This is a genomic window from Mycolicibacterium sp. lyk4-40-TYG-92 (genome assembly GCF_030209435.1).
Classification (GTDB): domain Bacteria; phylum Actinomycetota; class Actinomycetes; order Mycobacteriales; family Mycobacteriaceae; genus Mycobacterium.
The window spans coordinates 116038-135689 of sequence record NZ_JARVRX010000010.1 but is presented as its reverse complement, the minus strand read 5'-3'; the positions used below and the strand labels follow the sequence as shown (position 1 = coordinate 135689).

The window sequence follows — 19652 nt, the reverse complement described above, 5'->3', positions numbered from 1 at the left end:
TGACCCGCCGAACCCCGGGCTACCGGCCACGGCAGGCCCTCACCAGTAGCCTGTCCTGGTGCCAGGTCGACTGTTCCGCATCCTCGCCGTCATGACGACGGTGCTCGTGATGGTGGGCACCGGGGTGGCCTGGAGCAGCCTGCGTTCGCTGGAATCGGGCATCAACCGCATCAGTACCGCGGCCCTCGGCGGCGGAGGCGACGACGGTGCCGTCGACATCCTCCTGGTGGGCATGGACAGCCGTACCGACGCGCACGGAAATCCCTTGTCAGAGGAAGAACTCGCAACGCTGCGCGCCGGCGACGACGTGTCCACCAACACCGACACCATCATCCTCGTGCGCATCCCCAACAATGGGCGCTCGGCCACCGCCATCTCGATCCCGCGTGACTCCTATGTGCAGGCGCCGGGGCTCGGCAAGACCAAGATCAACGGTGTCTTCGGTCAGGTGAAGCTCGAGAAGATGAAGGAACTCGTCGAGGAGCAGGGTGAGGACGCCGCCACCGCCGAGCCGAAAGCCGTCGAGGCCGGCCGCGAAGCGCTCATCAAAACCGTGGCAAAGCTCACAGGCGTGACCGTCGATCACTACGCTGAAGTCGGCTTGCTGGGCTTCGCCTTGATCACCGATGCGCTCGGCGGCGTCAACGTGTGTCTGAAGAACGCCGTCGATGAACCGTTGTCGGGCGCCAACTTCCCGGCCGGCTGGCAGAAACTCAACGGCCCGCAGGCCCTGAGCTTCGTGCGGCAGCGCCACGATCTGCCGCGCGGCGACCTGGACCGGGTGACCCGCCAGCAGGTCTTCATGGCGTCGCTGGCGCACGACATCATCTCCGGGCAGACCCTGTCCAGCCCCAGCACCCTGAGCCGGCTCCGGAACGCCGTGCAGCGCTCGGTGGTGCTGTCCGACGGTTGGGACATCATGGATTTCGTGCAGCAGATGCAGAAGCTGGCGGGCGGCAACGTCGCGTTCGCCACCATCCCCGTGCTCGCCGAGGACGGCTGGAGCGACGACGGCGCCCAGAGCGTCGTGCGCGTCGACCCCGCACAGGTGCAGCAGTGGGTGGCCGGTCTGCTGCAGGACCAGGCCGCGGGCAAGACCGAAGAGCTCGTGTACACCCCCGGCAACACCACCGTCGACGTCGTCAACGACAGTGACATCAACGGGCTGGCCGCCGCGGTGTCGGAGGTCCTCACCGAAAAGGGCTTCGTCGCAGGCAAAGTCGGCAACAACGAGGCCGACCACGTGACGTCGAGCCAGATCCAGGCCGCGAAGTCGGACGACCTCGGGGCGAAGGCCATCGCCCAGCAACTGGGCAACCTGCCCGTCGTGGAGAACGCCTCGGTGCCGAGCGGCGCGGTGCGGGTGGTGCTGTCGCACGACTACGCGGGCCCCGGCTCCGGCCTGGAGGGCGGCAGCCACACCGTGACCCAATCCGCTTCCGACACCAGCGATTCCGGCTCCAGCACTCCGGTACCGCCGTCGCCGATCATCACCGCGGGCGCGGCCGATCCGAAGTGCGTGGACTGACCGTGACCAATCTGTCCAACGCGATCCTCGACCCGTTGCTGCGTGACGACCCGGCCGGGCCGCGGATCACCTACTACGACGACGCCACCGGCGAACGCATCGAGCTGTCGGCGGTGACGCTGGGCAACTGGGCCGCCAAGACCGCCAACCTGCTGCGTGACGAACTCGGCGCGGGCCCGGGCAGCCGGGTCGCGGTGCTCCTGCCCGCGCACTGGCAGACGGCGGGCGTGCTTTTCGGAATCTGGTATATCGGTGCGGAAGTGGTTGTCGGAGAACCGCTTCCGACCCAGTGTGACATCGCCCTGTGCACGGCCGACCGCATCGACGCGGCCGACGAGACCGGCGCCGGCGAGGTTGTCGTGCTGTCGCTCGATCCGTTCGGCAAGCCCGTCCCCGACCTTCCGATCGGCGTCACCGACTACGCGACGTCCGTGCGGGTGCACGGCGATCAGATCGTGCCCGAACGGACCCCCGGGCCGGCGCTGGCCGGCCGCTCCGTCGACGACGTCCTCGCCGCGGCGCGAAACAGCGCGGCGGCAAAGGGTTTCACCACCGGTACCCGGCTCCTGTCGACGGCACCGTGGGGCAGCCCCGACGAACTCGTCGCCAATCTGCTGGCGGTGTTCGCCGGCGGCGCCTCCCTGGTGCAGGTGACCAACCCCGACGCGGGCGCACTGGACCGGCGCCGCGCGACGGAGAAGGTCACTGCCGACCTCTAGCGCGCGGCGTCAGCGCAGCAGGGCGCGGGACATCACGACCCGCTGAATCTGGTTGGTGCCCTCGTAGATCTGGGTGATCTTGGCGTCGCGCATCATGCGCTCCACCGGGAAGTCGACGGTGTAACCGGCCCCGCCGAACAGCTGCACGGCGTTGGTGGTCACCTCCATCGCGACGTCCGAGGCGAAACACTTGCTCGCCGCCGAGATGAAGCCCAGGTTGCCCTCACCGCGCTCGGCGCGGGCCGCGGCGTTGTAGACCATGAGGCGGGCCGCCTCGGTCTTCATGGCCATGTCCGCGAGCATGAACTCGACACCCTGGAACTGGCTGATCGCCTTGCCGAACTGCTTGCGGTCCTTGGTGTACGCGATCGCGGCGTCCAGCGCACCCTGCGCCACACCGACGGCCTGCGCGCCGATGGTGGGACGGGTGTGGTCGAGCGTCGCCAGCGCGGTCTTGAAGCCGGTACCGGGCTCGCCGATGATGCGGTCGCCGGGGATGCGGCAGTTCTCGAAGTACAGCTCGACGGTCGGGCTGCCCTTGATGCCGAGCTTGCGCTCCTTCGGGCCGATGGTGAAGCCCTCGTCGTCGATGTGCACCATGAACGCCGAGATGCCGTTGGCACCCTTGTCGGGGTCGGTCACCGCCATCACGGTGTACCACGTCGACTTGCCGCCGTTGGTGATCCAGGCCTTGGCGCCGTTGAGGATCCAGTCGTCGCCGTCGGCCTTGGCGCGGGTGCGCATGGCCGCGGCGTCACTGCCGGCCTCCCGTTCAGACAGCGCATAAGAAGCAAGCGCGCCATCAACCAAATCCGGCAGCACCTTGCGCTTGAGATCGTCGGAGCCGTTCAGGATCAGGCCCATGGTGCCGAGCTTGTTGACCGCGGGGATCAGCGACGCCGAGACGTCGACCCTGGCCACCTCTTCGATGACGATGCAGGCGGCCACCGAGTCCGCGCCCTGGCCACCGAACTCCTCGGGCACGTGCACGGCGTTGAAGCCGGACGCCGTCAGTGCGTCACTGGCCTCCTGGGGGAACCGGGCCTGCTCGTCGACCTCGGCGGCGAACGGCGCGATCTCCTTCTCGGCCAGGGCCCGGATGGCGGCCCGGAGCTCCTGATGCTCTTCCGGCAGCTGAAACAGATCGAACGACGGGTTACCGATAGACATTGATGGCTCCTTGCCTGCCCATGTGGCGAGATGCGGGTTGCTACTCGCCGGTAACTTTACCGCCCCTGACCCGACACCTTCTGCAGCCCACGGACCAACTCGCGGTAGGTGCGGTGATAGACGGTGCGCAACGTCTCGCTGCGGCGCAGCAGATCGACGGCCGTCACGGGACCCAGCAGGAGCACGGGATGGCCGGCGAAAACGGAGGTGGTGTGCTGGATCCGGGCCGAGCGGTGCGCCGCCGACTCGAGTTCGGCCTGGTAGTAGTCGCAGAACTCCGGCTGGGTGAAGAACACCTTGTTGAAGCCGATCGCGAACGGGGCCAGCCCCGCGCCGTCGTCGAGGTACTTGAGCGTGCCGACCGCGACACCGGGCCAGAACTCGTTGAAGACGTCGTCGGCGATGACGATGCCGCCGTCGGCCAGGGTGGCCTCGGCCAGCTGCATGTCGCTGTAGACGATCTCCTCGGTGTGCCCACCGTCGACGCTGAAGAACCGGACGGGCCCGCCGGCCTCCTCCAGCAGCACCTCGGGGGTCAGCTTCGTGGAGTCGCCCTGGTGGATCACCACGCCGTCCATGGACGACCAGACGTCGACGTTGCTGGTGAACTTCGCCAGGTCACCGGCCCCGGAGCCGTCGATGTTGAGGTCCTGGTCGCCGAAAATGTCGATGGCAACGGACTTTTCGTCGTCCCGCTGCAACAGGTTCAGGCCGATGAACAGCTTGCCGTGGTGCACGCCGATCTCGGCGACCGCACCGCCGACGGACCTGGCCCGCTGGGCCTCGTCCAGCGCACCGGCGACCAGGAGCACCTCAGGCTCCATGAATCCCGTGACGAGTTTGTGGCCGACGCTGCGGTACCGCGCGAATGAGGATTTCATCGATCGTGAGCTTACTTGCCCAGCAACCGATTCCGCAGCGCCTCATCCTTGTCGAGCACCATCTGCTCCAGGTCCTCCTGGAAACGCTGCATCCGCGCGCGCAAAGCGGCATCGGCCGACCCCAGGATGCGTACCGCCAGCAGGCCCGCGTTGCGCGCGCCGCCGATCGACACCGTGGCCACCGGAACGCCGGCAGGCATCTGCACGATCGACAGCAACGAGTCCATGCCGTCGAGGCGGGCCAGCGGCACCGGCACACCGATCACCGGCAGCGGAGTGGCCGACGCCACCATGCCGGGCAGGTGCGCGGCGCCACCGGCGCCGGCGATGATCACCTCGACACCGCGGTCCGCGGCGGTCTTGGCGTAGTCGAGCATGCGCTGCGGGGTGCGGTGCGCCGACACCACGCCGACCTCGAACGGCACCTCGAACTCGGCGAGCGCGGTGGCCGCGTCCTCCATCACCGACCAGTCACTGTCACTGCCCATGATCAGGCCGACCCGGGGGCCTCCCGCGCGTTCACTCATGTCCACTCCATCCGTCGGTCCACTCAGCGTGTGACAACCAGTGCGCGGCCCGGACGGCGCGCTCACGTACGTCGGCCACGTAGTCCTCGTCGTCGAGCGAGCCGCCCGGCGCGCCGACGATGTTGACGTGGCCGATCTTCCGGCCCGGCCGCTCCCCCTTGCCATACAGGTGCACCCGGGCCTCGGGCAGCCGGCCGAACAGGTGATGCAGGCGTTCGTCCATGGTCATCTCGGGCGGTGTCGGCGCGCCCAGCACGTTGGCCATCACCGTCACCGGCGCCAGCGGCGCCGTCGACCCCAGCGGGTAGTCCAGGACCGCACGCAGATGCTGCTCGAACTGGCTGGTCGTCGCGCCGTCCATGCTCCAGTGCCCGGAGTTGTGCGGCCGCATGGCCAGCTCATTCACAACAAGGCCGACACCGCGCTCCTCATCAAAGGTCTCGAAGAGCTCGACCGCCAGCACGCCGACCACGCCGAGCTCATCGGCGATCCGCAGCGCGAGCTGCTCGGCCGCCGTCGCCACGGCGGGGTCCAGCTGCGGCGCCGGCGCGATCACCTCGACGCAGATGCCGTCCTCCTGCACGGTGTGCACGACGGGCCATGCCGCGCCCTGCCCGAACGGCGAGCGGGCGACCAGCGCGGCCAGCTCGCGGCGCATGGCGACCTTCTCCTCCACCAGCACCGCGACCCCGGCGGCCAGGTAGCCCTCGGCGGCGGCGCGGGCCTGCGCCACGTCGTCGGTCAGGGTGACGCCCTTGCCGTCATAGCCACCGCGGCTGGCCTTGACCACCAGGCCACCACTGACCTCGGCGGCAAGCTCATCGATGGCATCGAGATCAGCGGTCGACGCCACCTCGCGGTAGCGCGGCACCGGCGCGCCGAGCTCGCCCAGCCGGCGCCGCATCACCAGCTTGTCCTGGGCGTGCACCAGCGCCGACGGCGGCGGGGCCACGTTGACCCCGTCCGCGACGAGGGCCTGCAGCAGCTCGGTCGGCACGTGCTCGTGATCGAACGTCAGGGCCGACGCACCGGCCGCCACCTGGCGCAATGCCTCGAGGTCGGTGTGCGAGCCCAGCACCACCGCCGGGCTCACCTGAGCGGCGGGCTCATCGGCGGAAACCGCCAGTACCCGCAGGGTCTGGCCGAGTGCGATGGCTGCCTGGTGGGTCATGCGGGCCAACTGGCCGCCACCGATCATTGCCACGACGGGGGGTTGCGTCACGGCGCCTAGTTTGTCACGCACCGCGGGTGTCCCCCGAATCTGCCTATGCCGACTAGCTACCGCCTGCCACCTGCACGGGTACGTGAAATGCAGGTACTTTCCGTAAACTGGCCGCTTATGTCGTTCACCGAGGCCACGATCGCGCGGCTCCCCCGAGTGATTCGGCCGTTTGCCGAGCGGCATCACGAGCTCATCAAGTTCGCCATTGTCGGCGCCACGACGTTCGTCATCGACTCGGGCATCTTCTACACCCTCAAGCTCACGGTGCTCGAGCCCAAGCCGGTCACCGCCAAGATCATCGCCGGCATCGTCGCGGTCATCGCGTCGTACGTGCTGAACCGCGAATGGAGCTTCCAGAACCGCGGTGGCCGCCTGCGTCACCACGAGGCGCTGCTGTTCTTCGCCGTCAGTGGCGTGGGCGTGCTGCTGAGCATGGCCCCGCTGTGGGTGTCCAGCTACGTGCTGCAGCTGCGTCAGCCCAACGTGTCGCTGACCGTCGAGAACATCGCCGACTTCGTGTCGGCGTACATCATCGGCAACCTGCTGCAGATGGCGTTCCGCTTCTGGGCGTTCCGGCGCTGGGTGTTCCCCGACGAGATGGCCAAGCACGCGCCCGACATGACGCTCGAGGCGACGATCACCGCCGGCGGTTTCGCCGAGGCCTACGACGAACTCGGCGACGACCCTCAGCTGGGCGACTCCTCGGAACCCAAGGTGTCGAAGACTTCGTGATACAGCAGCGAGTGGACCTGTTCCACCCGCGGAATGTCATGGAATTCCAGGGGATCCTGCGAAGCCGACTCGATGATCAGGGTCCCGGTGCGCAGTATCCGGTCCAGTAGCCGGTGCCGGAACTCCACACTGTTGATGCGGGCCAGCGGAATGTCGATACCCGACCGCGTCAGCACGCCGCGCCGGAACATCACCCGGCGGTCGGTGATGACGAAATGGGTTGAGCGCCAGTTCAGGAACGGCCAGACGGTGAGCCAGCCGATCACCACCAGCCAGACCACCCCGATCACCGCGAAGATGATGTTCTTGGCGTTCGAATCCCAGTTGGTGTGATTGACCAGCGCCGCGAGGAACGCGGCCAGCGCCGTTCCGGCCAGCAGCACCAGCACCGCACCGATCAGTCGCTTCCAGTGCGGGTGCCGGTGCAGCACAACATGTTCGTCGGCTGCCAGCACATTGTCCGGGTAACCCATACCCAGACTCTAGGCGGTCCTCAGCCGGCGGCGGGACGCAAATGGACGACGTCACCCGCCGAGACGGCCACCACGCCGTCGGCCGATTCGATCACCAGCGCACCGCCCGCGTCGATGCCCGTCGCCTGCCCGACCACCTCGCGCCCGCCGGGCAACTCGGCCCGCACCGACTGTCCGATGGTGGAGCTGTGCTTGCGGTAGATGGCCAGCAGCTCGACGTTCCCACCCGCGCGCCACTCGGCGATCCGGGCGTGCAGCCGGTTCAGCAGCGCCACGGCCAGCCGCTGCCGATCCGGTTGTGCCACACCGAGACTCAGCAGGGAGACGGCGACCGGGTCGGGCAGTTCGTCCGCCGCCAGCGACACGTTCAGTCCGATACCGACGACGATGACGGGCGACCCGCCGGAGCCCGTCGCGACCTCCGCGAGAATCCCGGCCAGCTTGCCGGTGCCCACCAGCACGTCGTTGGGCCACTTGAGCGCGGCCTGCACGCCGGCCACCTCGGCGACGGCCTCCACGACGGCCACGCCCGCCGCCAGCGACAGCAGGCCCCAGGTCTCGCTCGGCACGTCGGTGGTGTCCACACCGATCGACACCAGAATCTGCGAACGCGGCACTGCCGTCCAGCTCCGGCCCTGGCGCCCTCGTCCCTCGGTCTGATCCTCGGTGAACAGGGCCACGCCCGCGACGTTCTCGCCGGACTGCGCCCGGCCCGCGAGATCGGCGTTGGTGGAACCGGTTTGGGCCACGACCTCGACCCGCCAGCCGTCGCCGACGGACGCCTGGATCGCCGCGGCGTCCAGCGGGAGCAGCTCAGCAGTCATTGGTTACCTTCTTCCCGGCGAACCGATCCGCCATCCAGTCGAGCATCTCCTGCGCCGCGGGTGGGTTGTGGCCACCCCGCGGGTCGAATTCGGTCGTCACCGTGCCACCGAGCGAGCAGGCCCGGCCGACGGCGGCCTTCGTCCAGGTGGAATCGATGAAGGGGTCCTGACCGCCGTACCAAACGTACAGTGGCGCGGTCAGCCGTCGCTGCGGAATTGCCCACGCCTGCAAGAGATCCTGCAGCCGCTGGGCCGCATCCGGTGACACCGGCAGGAAGTCGCGCGGCCCGAGCTGCCCGGCGGCGACGGCGCGCTTGTAGGCCGCGCCGGCGCTGCAGTCCGTCAGCACGTTCCAGTAGCGGGCGGCACCGCCGTGCCGGTAGTCGTCGCGGTTGAGGTCCGGGTGCAGCCGGGCCAGCGATTCGATCAGCGCCTGCAGCACCGGCCGCTGCTCGCTGGTCAACGTGCCCGTCTGCGATTTCGCCACCAGACCGCTGATATCAGCGGCGGGCGCGATCGCGACGGCGCCGACCAGCTTGAGTTCCGGGGCGTAGGGCTCGGCCTGCTCATCGGCGGCCCAGGCCGCGGCGCCGCCCTGGGAGTCGCCGAACGCCGCCCACGTCGCCCCGACATCGCTGAACACATGCCGTGCCGCACGGACCGCGTCGATCATGTTGAGGCCCGCGGTGCGGGCGTCGGAGTACGGGTGCACACCCTTGACGCCCAGGCCCTGGTAGTCGGCCAGCGCGACGGCGTACCCGAGATTGATCACCACTTTCGCGATGGGCAGCAGGTTCATCAGGGTCGGCGACAGCGACGGCCCGCAGTTGTTGTCGATGCCCAGGGTGCCGTGCCCGAGGGCCACCACCGGCCAGCCGCCCGTGGGCGCCCGGCCCTGCGGGGTCAATACCGTGCCCGAGACGACGGTCTGCGCACCGGTGTCACCCGAGGTGGAGTGGTACACCACACGTGCGGCGCGAATGCCCTGGCCGGTGAAGGTGCTGGTGACCCCGGGCATCGTCGTCGCCGACAGCAGGGTGCCGGGGCCGGAGCCGGAGAGATCGGCCGAACCGATCGGCTCCGGCGCCCCCGAGAGCGGGATGAACATGTCCAGGGCCTTCGAGGTCCCGATCAACGCGAGTGGCCGCAGGTAGGTCGCGGCGGTGAGACCACCGACGACCAGGACGGCCACCACTATCCACGGCAGGGCTTTACGCATCAAAGGGGATTATTCACCGGCGGTCGCCCGTCCGGGCTCAGTAGGCGCCGGAACCGCCGATGATGGTGCGGAAGGTCTTGGCCGCGATCAGCAGATCGTTGGTGATGGACCAGTTCTCGACGTACGACAGATCGAGTCGCACCGAGTCCTCCCACGACAGGTCGGCCCGGCCACTCACCTGCCACAGCCCGGTGATCCCGGGGAGCACCAGCAGCCGGCGGCGTACCTGCTCGTTGTACGTGTCGAACTCACGGCGCAGCGGCGGGCGCGGCCCGACGACGCTCATGTCGCGGCGCAGGACGTTGAAGAACTGCGGCAGTTCATCGATGCTGTAGCGCCGCAGGTACTTTCCGACCATCGTGACGCGCGGGTCCTCGTGAATCTTGAACAGCACCCCGCTGCCGCTCTCGTTGAGGTCCAGGCTGATCAGGTCGTCGACCATGCGGTCGGCGCCCTGCACCATGGTGCGGAACTTCGTCATCTGGAAAGGCTTGCCGTCCAGGCCGATTCGCTCGGAGCGGTAGAAGACCGGGCCGCGGCTGGTGAGCTTGATGGCAATGGCCGACAACACCATGAGCGGCGAGGTCACCGTCAGCGCGAACAGTGCGACGAAGACGTCGAAGGCGCGCTTCTGGAGTTTCTTGGTCCCGCTGTACTGCGGACGCTCGACGTGGATGAGCGGCAGACCGGCGACGGGACGCATCGTGAGCCGGGGGCCGGCGACGTCGATGACGCTCGGGGACACGACCATGTCGATGCCCAGCTTGTCGAGCTCCCACGACAGTTCGCGCATTCCCTCGGGGCCGAGGTGGTCGGTCGTGGTCAGGGCGACGGCGTCGAAGGCGGCCTGGGTGATGGCGTCGGACACCTGGGTCTCGTTGCCGAGCACCGGCAGCTCGCCGACCCCGGCCACCTCGAAGGTGCCGCCCGCCGGCCGTCCGGTGAGGCAGACGCCGCGGACCGAGTAGCCGTACCACCATTCACGGTGCAGGGACTGCACCAGGTTGCTCACGGCGCGCGGGTCACCGACCGCCAGCACATTGGCGACGCACTTGTTGCGCCGGCGCAGCCGGGCGAGCACCCGGCGACAGACGGTGCGGCCCACGACGAGACCGACGAGGCCGAGCGGCAGCGCGACGGCCAGGTAGCCGCGGGCGTATTCCGGGCGGAAGATCATCAGTGCGACGGCGATGATGCCGACGGTGGCCAGCGTCGCGGAGAACACCCGGCGGTACTCCTCGACACCGGCGCCGACGATGCGCGGCGACCGGGTGCGGTACGCGGCCAGCATGGCCAACCAGATGACGGCGACGAACAGCGACAGCACCGAGTAGTACGAGAAGACGTGCAGGTACGTCGAAGTGAATTCCAGGGAGGCGACCGGTGTCCCGAGTTTGACGAACTGAGCGCTCGCCAGGGCCAACACCACCACGACCAGATCGAATGCGATGAGGCACCAGCGGTAACGCGTCTGCCACGCCCGGTCAGCTAAAGGCGCGACGGCCCGCACAGGACGCGCGGGAGAAGCCTCAGGAACGAAGAGTTCTTCTGCCACTGACACTGACGGCTACTCCCTCCCATTTGCTGGCTGCTCGCTATAGCCCCCGCTCAGCGAACTGTGACTACTATCGCATCGTTTGCTCGAAAATACCACCTGTCAGAAAAATAGGCAGGTCAACCGCAGCGTCCTTGCAGCGCGGCCTTAGCGAACCCGGCAAACTGATAGAAGAACGTCAGCTCCCATCCGACAGGCGAGAAGTCGTAGTCCCTGGGCAAAGCAACCGCGACAACCGAACCGTGGTCCGTGGAATAGCACTGCCGGAAGACCAGCCGGGCGCGCGGCAGGTGATACCGCCAGCTGACCACGATGATCCGATGCCAGGACCGCCCCTCGGCCAGCTGGCGCATCATCATGGCCTCGCCGCGGGTAGTCAGGATCTCGGGCTTGCGGCAGATCACCTCGATGTCGGTCGCCGGCGCGCAGGCGCTCTTCATCTGCGGGTCGCCCGGTAGGTACGGATTGGACAGCACGACCGTGCGCGCCCAGCCCTGCCGGGCCAGGCTCAGCCCGTACTGTTCGCGCCCGTCGTGTTCGCCGGCCAGCACGATGATCGCGTCGGCCCGCTGCAGCTGATCGGATTTGGCGTTGGCGAACAGCACCACTCCGGCCAGCCCGACATCGACGAGCAGGACGATCGTGACCACAGATATGACACGACGAATGATCCGGCCGAGTTCACCGCGCGCCATAGTCCGCCAGTTGTTCGGCGCACATCTCGCGGTACTGCTGCCACATGCGGCGACCCAACTCGCGCTGCCCGGCGGCGCTGTAGTGCCGATCGTCGGGACCGTTGTACGAATCACGCGGGCCCGGCACGAAGGTGCTCAGTGGCCAGCGGTTCGGGGTGTCGGCGTGCACGGCGTCGATCGCGGCGTAGGGCTTGCCGCTCAGCTCCATTTCCTCGGGCACCATCTGCCCCAGGACGAACGGCAGGCGCTCGCCGTACCGCGCGCGCAGGTCCCCGATCAGCGAGTCGAGCTTGGCCTGGTACTGCGCGCCGGAGATCAGCGGCACGTCGGTCTCCCCCTGGTGCCACAGCACCGTGGCGATCTCACTGCCGGGAAAGCGTGCGAGTGCCGCGTCGATGGCCGCCACGGCCCGGCGGTACAGGTTCACCCGGGTCTTGCGGTCCGCCGGATCCCAGGTGTGCCCGTTCTTCGGGGTGAACGAGGTGTCGCCGCGGGCGCCGGGGATCAGCAGCACCGGACGACCGGTGTCATCGGCGAGTTGTTTGGCGAAGGTGGGGCCGAAACCGACGTATTTGCAAGGTATTTCGTGCAGCAGCGGTTGCGTCGCCAGCACCGCGGTGCCTTTGGACGGCCCGCACATGGCCCACTGGTGCACCAGCGGATGCGGCCGGTCCAACCCGTCGGGATCGACGGGCAGCCCCATTCCGAACGCGTTGGACTGCCCCAGGATGGGCAGGATCAGGTACGGCCGCTCGGGCTCACCGACAGGGGTGCCGCGGGGCGCGATGAGTCGCTTCACGATGCATTTCGCGTCGATCAGCAACTGCTGATGAATCGGGCTGTCGCCGTCGGGATTACGTGGTTCCCTGCGCCAGACAGTCATTGACCGCCTCGCCTCCCCTGAATCGTTCTGCCAGCCACCGCAATTGACCCGGTCCGTCAATATCGCCGTGCCCACCGTCCGGCTGGAAATTCCAGACCACCGTACCGCCCAGCGAACACGCGCGGGCGATGGCGGCCTTGGTCCACTGCGGGTCGAGGAAGGTGTCCTTGCCGCCGTAGACCACCGACATGGGAGCCGACAGCGGCTGCTGCGGCAGGGCCCAGTCCTGCAGGTACCGACGCAGCCGGTCGGCGGCCGCCGCATCGGCCGGCGCCAGGTCGGTCGGTCCGATCGCGTCGATGGCGGTGGCGCGGTAGGCGACGTCGGGCCCCGAGCACGCCGACAGCACCTTCCAGTACCTGGCCGCGGCGCCCCGGCGGTAGTCGTCGCGGTTGAGGTCGGGATGCAGCCGGGCCAGTGATTCGACGATCGCCTGGAACGCCGCTTCCTGGTCCTTGGTCATGGTGCCCGCGACGGCTTTGTCGACGATGCCCGCCACGTCGGCCGACGGCACGCTGGCGGCCGCACCGATCAGGTCGAGTTCGGGCGCGTACGTGCGCGCCTGTTCGTCGGCAGCCCACGCCGCGCCGCCGCCCTGCGAGCCGCCGAACACGGCCCAGTGGTTGGAGATGTCGCGGAAGGTGTGGCGCAGGGCGCGTACCGAGTCGATGACGTTGCGGCCCGCGGTGCGGCTGTCGGTGTAGGGATGGACGCCGGGCGCACCCAGCCCCTGGTAGTCGGCGAGGGCGACGGCGAACCCGAGGTTGACGAAACCCTGCACGAACACCACGTTGCCGAGGAGATTCGCCGACAGCGACGGCGCGCACGGCTGGTCGATACCGGTGGTGCCGTGTGCCAGCGCGATCACCGGCCAGCCGCCGTCGGGAGCCTTGCCCCGCGGCGTGAACACCGATCCCGACACCACCGTCGGCGCATCGGTGTCGCCGGAGGTGGATCGGTAGACCACACGGGCGGCCTGGAGATCCTTGCCGTCCACCGAATTGGTCAGCGCCGGCATCGTCATCGCGCTGATCAGGCTGCCCGGGCCCGAACCCGCGAGGTCGGCGGTCCGGATCGGCACCGGATCGCCGATGCCCCCGTGCCGCAGCTTGTCGAGCGCCCAGCTACCGACCTGCCACATCACCGGCAACGACGCCGCGATCAGGAGCACTGCCGCGAGCGCGGCGCCCCACTGGATCGCACGGCGCATTCAGGACCACCTGGTGCGGTACCGCTTGGCGAATTTCATGACGGGCTCTTCCACTGCGTAGTACGTGACGGCCGAGACCACGAGTGTCACCGCCAGGACGAGCGCCACGTTGCGCAGCATGCCGGGCACGGTGTCGCCGGCCATCAGGCCCCAGCGACCCAGCAGCAGCATGAGGGGGAAATGCCAAAGATACGCCGATAGCGAGACCTTGCCGACGAACCGGAAGGGCGCGGTGTCCAGCACCTCGGCGAGGCCCGAGCGCTCCCCGCGGAACAGCGGCGCGACGATCACCAGGATGCCCAGCGCGCACAGGACTGCCAGGGCTGACGTCGCGTACGGGTTGGCCAGGGCGATCAACCCGAGCATGACCACGCCCGCCGGGAACATCGCCAGGAAGCTGTACAGCCGGACGCGCCGGCTGAGCTTCTCGCGAATCACGTTGTGCTCCATGGCCACGACCAGCACCGCGGCGGCCATGCCGAACGCGAAGGTGTCCGAGTTGGTCAGGAAGGTCTTGGTGTAGACCGCAACCCAGTTGGCGCCCCAGTTGATCTGCGTCGGATCGGTCAGGTGCAACGCCGAGATCATCCACGGCACGAAGGCCCGGCCGATGAATCCGAGCGCGATCAGCAGCGCCGGGCCGAGCGACACGACGAGCCACGGCCGCAGGTTGGACCGCCGCCCGAGGGCGAACAGCAGCATGCCCAGCAGCGGGATCGAAAGGTAGAAGGCGTATTCCAGTGTCAGCGACCACGACGGGTTCAGGCCTGTCTGGAAGTACTTCGGGATGTACGACTGCGTCAGGGTCAGGTTGGCGATCAACTGCCACGGGTCGGTGATCATGCCGGTGCCGTCTTCGGTGCGCGTCGGCTGCAGCGACGCGTTCTGGATGTAGACGATCTGCAGCAGGTAGTTGCACAGCAGGAAGATCACCAGGTAGCCGGGCAGAATCCGGGCGATGCGGTGGACCGCGAAGTTCGCGGTGCTCGGCAGTTCGCGCTGCTCGACCAGGTTGCGCACGTAGGGCAGGAACAGCAGGAACCCGCTGAGTGCGTAGAAGAAGATCAGCGACAGCCCGACCAGGTTCGTCTTCCAGTGGTAGGCCGTCTGCGGCGAGTAGTGCCCGGTGACGTGCATGACGGCGACGCCGAGGCACGACAGCCCGCGGGCACCGTCCAGCCCGATGATGCGGGCCCGGGTCCGGACCGGTGCCGAGGTCGGCGCGTTCACTGTCCTGCTCCCTGCGTGGAATTGAATGACGGACAGCTGTTCGGGGCGGGCACGCCGTCGAAGCGGTCCTTGATCCAGTCGTAGGACGCCGCCACGTCGATGTCGGCGTGCCCCTTGGTCGGCTGGAACATGATGTCGATGACGTCGCCGAGGCGGCACGCGGCGGAGAGCGCCCGGTTCGTCCACTCCGGCAGCAGCAGCGTGTCCTGACCGCCGTACAGCACCAGCATCGGCGCGGATGTCGGCTCCTTGGGCAGGCTCCGCTTGGCCAGCAGGCCCTGCAGCGTCGCTTCCGCCTGCGGGCTCGCGGGCCGCAGGTCGTCGGGCGTGATCTTGTCGATCGCCGCGGTCCGGGCCGCGGCGTCCGCCGTGCGGCACGAGGCCAGGACGTCCCAGTGACCGACGATCTCGCCGTGGCGGTAGTCCGCGAGGTTCAGCGACGGGTCCTCGGTCGCCAGCGAGGCCAGGATCAGCTGCAGGATGGCGCTCTGCTCTTTCGACAGGGTGCCGGCCGCGGCACCGGCGGCCAGACCGGTGAGATCGGTGGCCGGCGACAGGCTGACGGTGCCGACGAGGGTCAGCCCGGTGCCGTAGCGGGCGGCGAGTTCGTTTGCGGCCCAGGCGGCTTGGCCGCCCTGGGACACCCCGACGGCAAGCCACCGGTCCGACGACTCAGGTACCAGTTTGTGCGCCGCACGCACCGAGTCGATGACGTTGTAGCCCACCGTGGTGGCGTCGGCGTACGGATGCCCGGCAGTGCCCGGCCCCAGGCCCTGATAGTCCGGCAGGCTCACCACGTAGCCGGCCTTGACCAGCGTGGTGATCGGCTGGGACAGCCCCTGCAGCGTCGACGATCCCGACGGTCCGCACTCGCGTTGCATGCCGGACGTCGCGTGGCCGAAGACGACGACCGGCCACCCGCCCTGCGGTGGTGTCCCGTTGGGCACGAACACCGAGCCCGACACCTCGGTGTGCTCGCCGCTGATCCCCGACGTCGACGTGTACTCGATGCGGGCCGCCAGCGACACCGCCGATTTCAGCCGCAGGTCCAGCGTGGGGAACGTCGAGGCCGACACCAGCGCACCGGGCACCTGACCGGCGCCCGTGGTGTCGGGTTTGAGGTCGATGCCCGGAACCGTAAGCGGCCCAGCCTTTTTCGGCGCCGAATCACCCCCGCAGGCCGGCACGGTCAGGCACACCGCCGCGAGCAGGCCCGCGGCGGCCACGCGCCGCAGCAGCCGCGAGTTCATCCCGACGTCCCGGCGCTCGCGTCACCGATCACCCGCTCGAGGTGGCGGCGACTCTGTACCCGGTCGAAGATCAGCGCCCGTGCGATCACCGCGATGACACACAGCGCGAAACCCAGGACCGTCCCGGTCATCACGTAGGACCACACCCCGCCCACCCGCTCGGCGGGACTGGCGTCGTCGATGACGACGAGCGTCGCGCTGGTACCGGCGACCAGGGCCAGCCGGTTGCCCACCGCGACCATGTCGGTCACGACCTCGTGCGCGATCTGCGTCGTCTGGTCGGCATCGCCGCCGGTGACCGTGACGTTCAACATCGCTGTGGCACTGGGCAATATGACGATCCGGGCGGCGAGCTCCTTGTCGGACTCGATCAGGCCCAGCTTCTGGATGATGGGTGCGGTGATCTGCGAGCTGGTGGCCAACTGCCGGTAGGTCTCCATCAGGCCGAGCATGCCGGCGTCACCGTAGTAGGCGTCGAGCGGCGAGGCGCTGCCCTCGCTCCGGACGAACACCGACGCGGTCGACCGGTACTCGGGCTTGGCGTGCTCCCAGCCCGACCAGCCCACCAGCGCGCTCGCAATGGTGGTGATCAGCACCAGCAGCCAGCTGTTCCTGACGAACAGCACGTAGTCGCGCACCCGCGGCACTCCGGTGGGGGTGATCACGTGGCCCCCACGCAGACGTCGGCCACGCGCTCGCCGTCGAACCGCGCCTGCAGCCAGGCCAGCGCGTTCTGCATCGTCTGGTCGTTGATCTGGCCGGTGTCGCCGACGCCGCGCATCACCACGATCTGTTGGCCGCGGGCGCAGGCAGCGGCGGTGGCCGCCAGCACGCCGGCCGGAGGATTGACGGTGTCGGCCGTGCCGAATGCCACCAACACCGGCGGATCATTCGGTCCCGCAGCGGGACCCGGCAACGCGACGGCACCGAGGCGACGCTTGAGATCGGCCGCGGCCGCCGCGTCCTTGGCCTGGAAGTCGTTGGGCGTCAATTGATTCAGTGCCAGTTGGGCGGCCGGGACGTCGCGCGGTGCGCAGTCGACCAACAGGTCCCACTGGTCCTTGAGTTTCGCCGACCGGTGCGCGTCGAGGTCGAAGTCGGGCTGCATGGTTTCCAGGCTCTGCAACGCCCTGATCTGCAGCCGGTACTGATCGGCGGTCGCCAGCGCGGCGGTGCGGTCCGGATCGGCGAGCGGCGCCAGGTCGGCGATCGGGTTGACGGCCACCGCACCCACCATGTTCATGCCGGCACCGTAGGACCCGTTGCGCTCGGCGGCAGCCCACGCCGCCAGGCCGCCTTCACCGGCGCCCAGCGCACCCCAGTTGGTGCTGGTGGACGGGACGGCGCGATGGATCGCGCGGGCGGCGTCGATGATGCTGTTGCCCAGGCTGGTCGCGTCCAGGATGGAGTGCTGCCGGGCGCTGGAACCGGGGTCGATGCCCAGCCCCTGGTAGTCGGACAGGGCGATGGCGAAGCCGCGCCGCAGATACACCGACATCCCGGTCGAATAACCCCAGAACTGCGGGGCGAGCGTCGGCGCGCACTTGGGCAGCAGACCGGTGGTGTCGTGCCCGAACGAGATGATCGGCCAGCCGCCCTTGGGCGCCGGACCCGCGGGCACCGCAATCAGCGCACTGACCTGTATGGGACGGCCGTCCACGCCACTGGTCGACCGGTACACGATGCGCGCCGCGGTGGCGCCGGCCTCGTCGAAGCTCCGGTCGCCCTTGACAGGCTTCAACTCGACCAGGGAGCCCGGGCCGTCGTCGGTGAGGTCGGGCGGCGGGAGCGCCTCGGCCCCCTGGAACATCGGGGTGAGGTCCCGCGTGGGACGCACGTCGTCGCCCGGTCGCGGCGGCACCGGGCCCGACTGGCCGCACGCAGCGACGGTGACCAGCACTGCAGCCAGTGCCAGTACGGTGCGCCGCAACTCAACCTGACGCATCACGGCTTCTGGTGCGCCGCCGTCTTGGCCTCGGGCTGATCCGCCGTCTTGGGGGCGGCCTTGGGCGCCGCTTTCTTGCTCTTGCCCCCACCGGACTTGGCGCCGTCGGACCCGCCGATGTGGATCTTGAACTCGACCGGTTCGTCCGTGGCGACCGAGCCGATCAGCACCGCGTTCGCGGACTTCAGGGTCTGCACGGCACGGGTGAGTGCACTGCTCGTGGTGTGGCGAATGCGGCCGACCAGCAGCGCACCGTCCGACAACGCGGCGGCGACGGCACCGTCGTTGTACTTGCCCAGGGGCGGCGTATCAACGACGACGTAGTCGAACTGGCCGGACAGCTCGGCGAACAGGCCCTCGGCGTGGTCACCGGCCCACAGCTCCCCGGGGCGCGTGGTGGCGGGGCCCGCGGGCAGCACCGCGATCCGATGCTGACCGACGGAGACCTCGGGGATCACGCTCTCGGCGAGGGTGTTCTCGCCGACCAGCACGGTGGTCAGGCCGCGATCGGCCGCACCTTGCCGGGCCGCCGGGCTCAGGTCCAGGCGCTGCGCCACCGCCGGGTTGCGCAGGTCGCCGTCGACGAGCACGACGCGCTTGCCGGTCTCGGCCAGCACGGCGGCCAGATCGATCGCCACAGTGGTACGTCCGTCGGACGGCGACGGGCTGGCCACCGCGATCACGCGTGCGGCCTCATCACGATTTGCCGGAACGGTGAACCGCAAATTGTTGCGGAGCTCACGCAGGGCCTCCGGATAGGCGCCGTCGGCGGCCAGGTCGACCACCGGCTCCTTACTCCGGGCCGAGTCGGCGGGCAGCGCGCCCATGAGCAGCGAGCCACTGGCGTCGGCCACCCGGTCGCGGCCGCGCACGCGGCGGTCGATGATGCCGAGCACGATGGCCGCCAGGAGACCGAGGACGACGCCACCGGCGAGGCCCATCCCGATCCGGGTGACCATCGAATACCCGAGGGGCTTGGTCGGGTAACCGGCCTCGTCCACCACGATGGCGCCCGCGGCGGGGCTGCCGCCACGGCGGGAGGTCTCCAGCTCCCCCACCAGGCCGGCGAGCTGGTCGGCGACTGCGCTGGCGTAGGTCTGGGCCTGGCCCGGATCCTTGTCGGTGACCGAGACCTGCAGCAACACGGTCTTCGGGAGCGGGACGGCGGTGACCTTCGCCCGCAGTTCGCCCGCCGAGATGGTCGCCTTGAGCTGGTCGACGGCACGGGCGGCCACCTGTTCGCTCATGGCGAGGGTGGCGTAGGAGTTCACGCGGTCCTGGGAGAACAGGTTGTTCTGGTAGGCCTCGGTGACCGAGGTGCCGTTCTGGGTCGCCACGAACAGCGTCGCGCTGGACTGGTACTCGCGATCACCGAATTCCCACCACGACCAGCCCGCGACACCACCGACAACCGCCAGCGCCACGATCGCCCACCAGTACCGGCCGAATATCCGCAGGTACTCTTTGATCTCCAAGGTCGTGCCCCTTATTTCAGCAATGCGACGGCTCACAGATTAACGGCTGGGAACCGGACCGACCATTCAGACGCGCCACGGGTCCGGGCAACCTGCTTGAGCTTAGCTGGTCGA

The 19652-nt window shown here is 68.9% G+C and carries 19 protein-coding genes; 3 read left to right on the top strand and 16 right to left on the bottom strand.

All coding sequences use genetic code 11. The features are described from left to right. Positions 1–91 precede the first annotated feature (91 nt). Positions 92–1528 (top strand): LCP family protein, encoded by a 1437-nt coding sequence (locus QRN63_RS15425; protein ID WP_502888149.1) that lies wholly within the window; start codon positions 92–94, stop codon positions 1526–1528. Positions 1529–1530: 2 nt separating this feature from the next. Beyond that, positions 1531–2247 carry a TIGR03089 family protein gene (locus QRN63_RS15420; RefSeq protein WP_285031556.1) on the top strand — a complete coding sequence of 239 codons (717 nt, stop codon included), beginning with the start codon at positions 1531–1533 and terminating at the stop codon, positions 2245–2247. Between the two features lie 9 nt (positions 2248–2256). Here the strand turns inward: QRN63_RS15420 and QRN63_RS15415 are convergent, their stop codons facing one another. From QRN63_RS15415 to QRN63_RS15400, 4 genes are read right to left on the bottom strand one after another with little or no spacing between them, the layout of a single operon-like run. Next, entirely contained in the window at positions 2257–3417 is a 1161-nt protein-coding gene (locus QRN63_RS15415; protein ID WP_285031555.1) for an acyl-CoA dehydrogenase, read from the bottom strand. A gap of 56 nt (positions 3418–3473) precedes the next feature. After that, positions 3474–4298: a class I SAM-dependent methyltransferase gene (locus QRN63_RS15410; RefSeq protein ID WP_267318140.1), complete on the bottom strand. Its 825-nt coding sequence runs from the start codon at positions 4296–4298 to the stop codon at positions 3474–3476. Positions 4299–4309: 11 nt separating this feature from the next. After that, positions 4310–4825: a 5-(carboxyamino)imidazole ribonucleotide mutase gene (gene purE, locus QRN63_RS15405; protein WP_064861128.1), complete on the bottom strand. Its 516-nt coding sequence runs from the start codon at positions 4823–4825 to the stop codon at positions 4310–4312. Further along, positions 4818–6047: a 5-(carboxyamino)imidazole ribonucleotide synthase gene (locus QRN63_RS15400; RefSeq protein WP_285031554.1), complete on the bottom strand. Its 1230-nt coding sequence runs from the start codon at positions 6045–6047 to the stop codon at positions 4818–4820. The genes purE and QRN63_RS15400 overlap by 8 nt, the downstream gene beginning before the upstream one ends. Positions 6048–6164: 117 nt before the next feature. On the opposite strand from QRN63_RS15400, the gene QRN63_RS15395 reads away from it, so the two are divergent. Further along, positions 6165–6779 (top strand): GtrA family protein, encoded by a 615-nt coding sequence (locus tag QRN63_RS15395; RefSeq protein WP_061000763.1) that lies wholly within the window; start codon positions 6165–6167, stop codon positions 6777–6779. Here the strand turns inward: QRN63_RS15395 and QRN63_RS15390 are convergent. The 12 genes from QRN63_RS15390 to QRN63_RS15335 all read right to left on the bottom strand — a co-directional run bounded on the left by QRN63_RS15390 (position 6734) and on the right by QRN63_RS15335 (position 19538). Further along, positions 6734–7252: a PH domain-containing protein gene (locus tag QRN63_RS15390; protein ID WP_285031553.1), complete on the bottom strand. Its 519-nt coding sequence runs from the start codon at positions 7250–7252 to the stop codon at positions 6734–6736. The two genes, QRN63_RS15395 and QRN63_RS15390, sit on opposite strands and share 46 nt — an antisense overlap. 20 nt (positions 7253–7272) lie before the next feature. Beyond that, the gene (locus QRN63_RS15385; protein ID WP_285031552.1) at positions 7273–8076 is read right to left on the bottom strand and encodes a biotin--[acetyl-CoA-carboxylase] ligase; all 804 of its coding nucleotides are present in this window, start codon (positions 8074–8076) and stop codon (positions 7273–7275) included. After that, positions 8066–9295 (bottom strand): lipase family protein, encoded by a 1230-nt coding sequence (locus tag QRN63_RS15380; protein WP_285031551.1) that lies wholly within the window; start codon positions 9293–9295, stop codon positions 8066–8068. The genes QRN63_RS15385 and QRN63_RS15380 overlap by 11 nt, the downstream gene beginning before the upstream one ends. Positions 9296–9332: 37 nt before the next feature. Beyond that, positions 9333–10856 carry a sugar transferase gene (locus tag QRN63_RS15375; RefSeq protein ID WP_267318145.1) on the bottom strand — a complete coding sequence of 508 codons (1524 nt, stop codon included), beginning with the start codon at positions 10854–10856 and terminating at the stop codon, positions 9333–9335. Between the two features lie 113 nt (positions 10857–10969). Further along, positions 10970–11545: a YdcF family protein gene (locus QRN63_RS15370; protein WP_285031550.1), complete on the bottom strand. Its 576-nt coding sequence runs from the start codon at positions 11543–11545 to the stop codon at positions 10970–10972. Then, positions 11532–12428 carry a sialate O-acetylesterase gene (locus tag QRN63_RS15365; protein WP_267318147.1) on the bottom strand — a complete coding sequence of 299 codons (897 nt, stop codon included), beginning with the start codon at positions 12426–12428 and terminating at the stop codon, positions 11532–11534. The genes QRN63_RS15370 and QRN63_RS15365 overlap by 14 nt, the downstream gene beginning before the upstream one ends. Beyond that, positions 12400–13638: a lipase family protein gene (locus QRN63_RS15360; protein WP_285031549.1), complete on the bottom strand. Its 1239-nt coding sequence runs from the start codon at positions 13636–13638 to the stop codon at positions 12400–12402. The genes QRN63_RS15365 and QRN63_RS15360 overlap by 29 nt, the downstream gene beginning before the upstream one ends. Then, positions 13639–14868, bottom strand: coding sequence for an acyltransferase family protein (locus tag QRN63_RS15355; RefSeq protein ID WP_267318149.1), 1230 nt, complete (start codon positions 14866–14868; stop codon positions 13639–13641). Then, positions 14865–16118, bottom strand: a complete 1254-nt coding sequence (locus QRN63_RS15350; protein ID WP_285031548.1) for an alpha/beta fold hydrolase — start codon at positions 16116–16118, stop codon at positions 14865–14867. Before QRN63_RS15350 ends, QRN63_RS15355 begins: the two co-directional genes overlap by 4 nt. Then, positions 16115–16783 (bottom strand): YveK family protein, encoded by a 669-nt coding sequence (locus QRN63_RS15345; RefSeq protein ID WP_267318151.1) that lies wholly within the window; start codon positions 16781–16783, stop codon positions 16115–16117. The genes QRN63_RS15350 and QRN63_RS15345 overlap by 4 nt, the downstream gene beginning before the upstream one ends. After that, the gene (locus QRN63_RS15340) at positions 16780–18063 is read right to left on the bottom strand and encodes a lipase family protein (RefSeq protein ID WP_285031547.1); all 1284 of its coding nucleotides are present in this window, start codon (positions 18061–18063) and stop codon (positions 16780–16782) included. Before QRN63_RS15340 ends, QRN63_RS15345 begins: the two co-directional genes overlap by 4 nt. Then, positions 18063–19538 (bottom strand): tyrosine-protein kinase domain-containing protein, encoded by a 1476-nt coding sequence (locus tag QRN63_RS15335; RefSeq protein ID WP_285031546.1) that lies wholly within the window; start codon positions 19536–19538, stop codon positions 18063–18065. Before QRN63_RS15335 ends, QRN63_RS15340 begins: the two co-directional genes overlap by 1 nt. Between the last annotated feature and the right edge of the window lie 114 nt (positions 19539–19652).

What these genes read in the sequence shown, in the direction of transcription:
- QRN63_RS15425 (WP_502888149.1), top strand. Translation starts at nt 92, where the DNA reads ATGACGACGGTGCTCGTGATGGTGGGCACCGGGGTGGCCTGGAGCAGC.
- QRN63_RS15415 (WP_285031555.1), bottom strand. Translation starts at nt 3,417, where the DNA reads ATGTCTATCGGTAACCCGTCGTTCGATCTGTTTCAGCTGCCGGAAGAG.
- QRN63_RS15410 (WP_267318140.1), bottom strand. Translation starts at nt 4,298, where the DNA reads ATGAAATCCTCATTCGCGCGGTACCGCAGCGTCGGCCACAAACTCGTC.
- purE (WP_064861128.1), bottom strand. Translation starts at nt 4,825, where the DNA reads ATGAGTGAACGCGCGGGAGGCCCCCGGGTCGGCCTGATCATGGGCAGT.
- QRN63_RS15395 (WP_061000763.1), top strand. Translation starts at nt 6,165, where the DNA reads ATGTCGTTCACCGAGGCCACGATCGCGCGGCTCCCCCGAGTGATTCGG.
- QRN63_RS15390 (WP_285031553.1), bottom strand. Translation starts at nt 7,252, where the DNA reads ATGGGTTACCCGGACAATGTGCTGGCAGCCGACGAACATGTTGTGCTG.
- QRN63_RS15385 (WP_285031552.1), bottom strand. Translation starts at nt 8,076, where the DNA reads ATGACTGCTGAGCTGCTCCCGCTGGACGCCGCGGCGATCCAGGCGTCC.
- QRN63_RS15380 (WP_285031551.1), bottom strand. Translation starts at nt 9,295, where the DNA reads ATGCGTAAAGCCCTGCCGTGGATAGTGGTGGCCGTCCTGGTCGTCGGT.
- QRN63_RS15370 (WP_285031550.1), bottom strand. Translation starts at nt 11,545, where the DNA reads ATGGCGCGCGGTGAACTCGGCCGGATCATTCGTCGTGTCATATCTGTG.
- QRN63_RS15365 (WP_267318147.1), bottom strand. Translation starts at nt 12,428, where the DNA reads ATGACTGTCTGGCGCAGGGAACCACGTAATCCCGACGGCGACAGCCCG.
- QRN63_RS15360 (WP_285031549.1), bottom strand. Translation starts at nt 13,638, where the DNA reads ATGCGCCGTGCGATCCAGTGGGGCGCCGCGCTCGCGGCAGTGCTCCTG.
- QRN63_RS15350 (WP_285031548.1), bottom strand. Translation starts at nt 16,118, where the DNA reads ATGAACTCGCGGCTGCTGCGGCGCGTGGCCGCCGCGGGCCTGCTCGCG.
- QRN63_RS15340 (WP_285031547.1), bottom strand. Translation starts at nt 18,063, where the DNA reads ATGCGTCAGGTTGAGTTGCGGCGCACCGTACTGGCACTGGCTGCAGTG.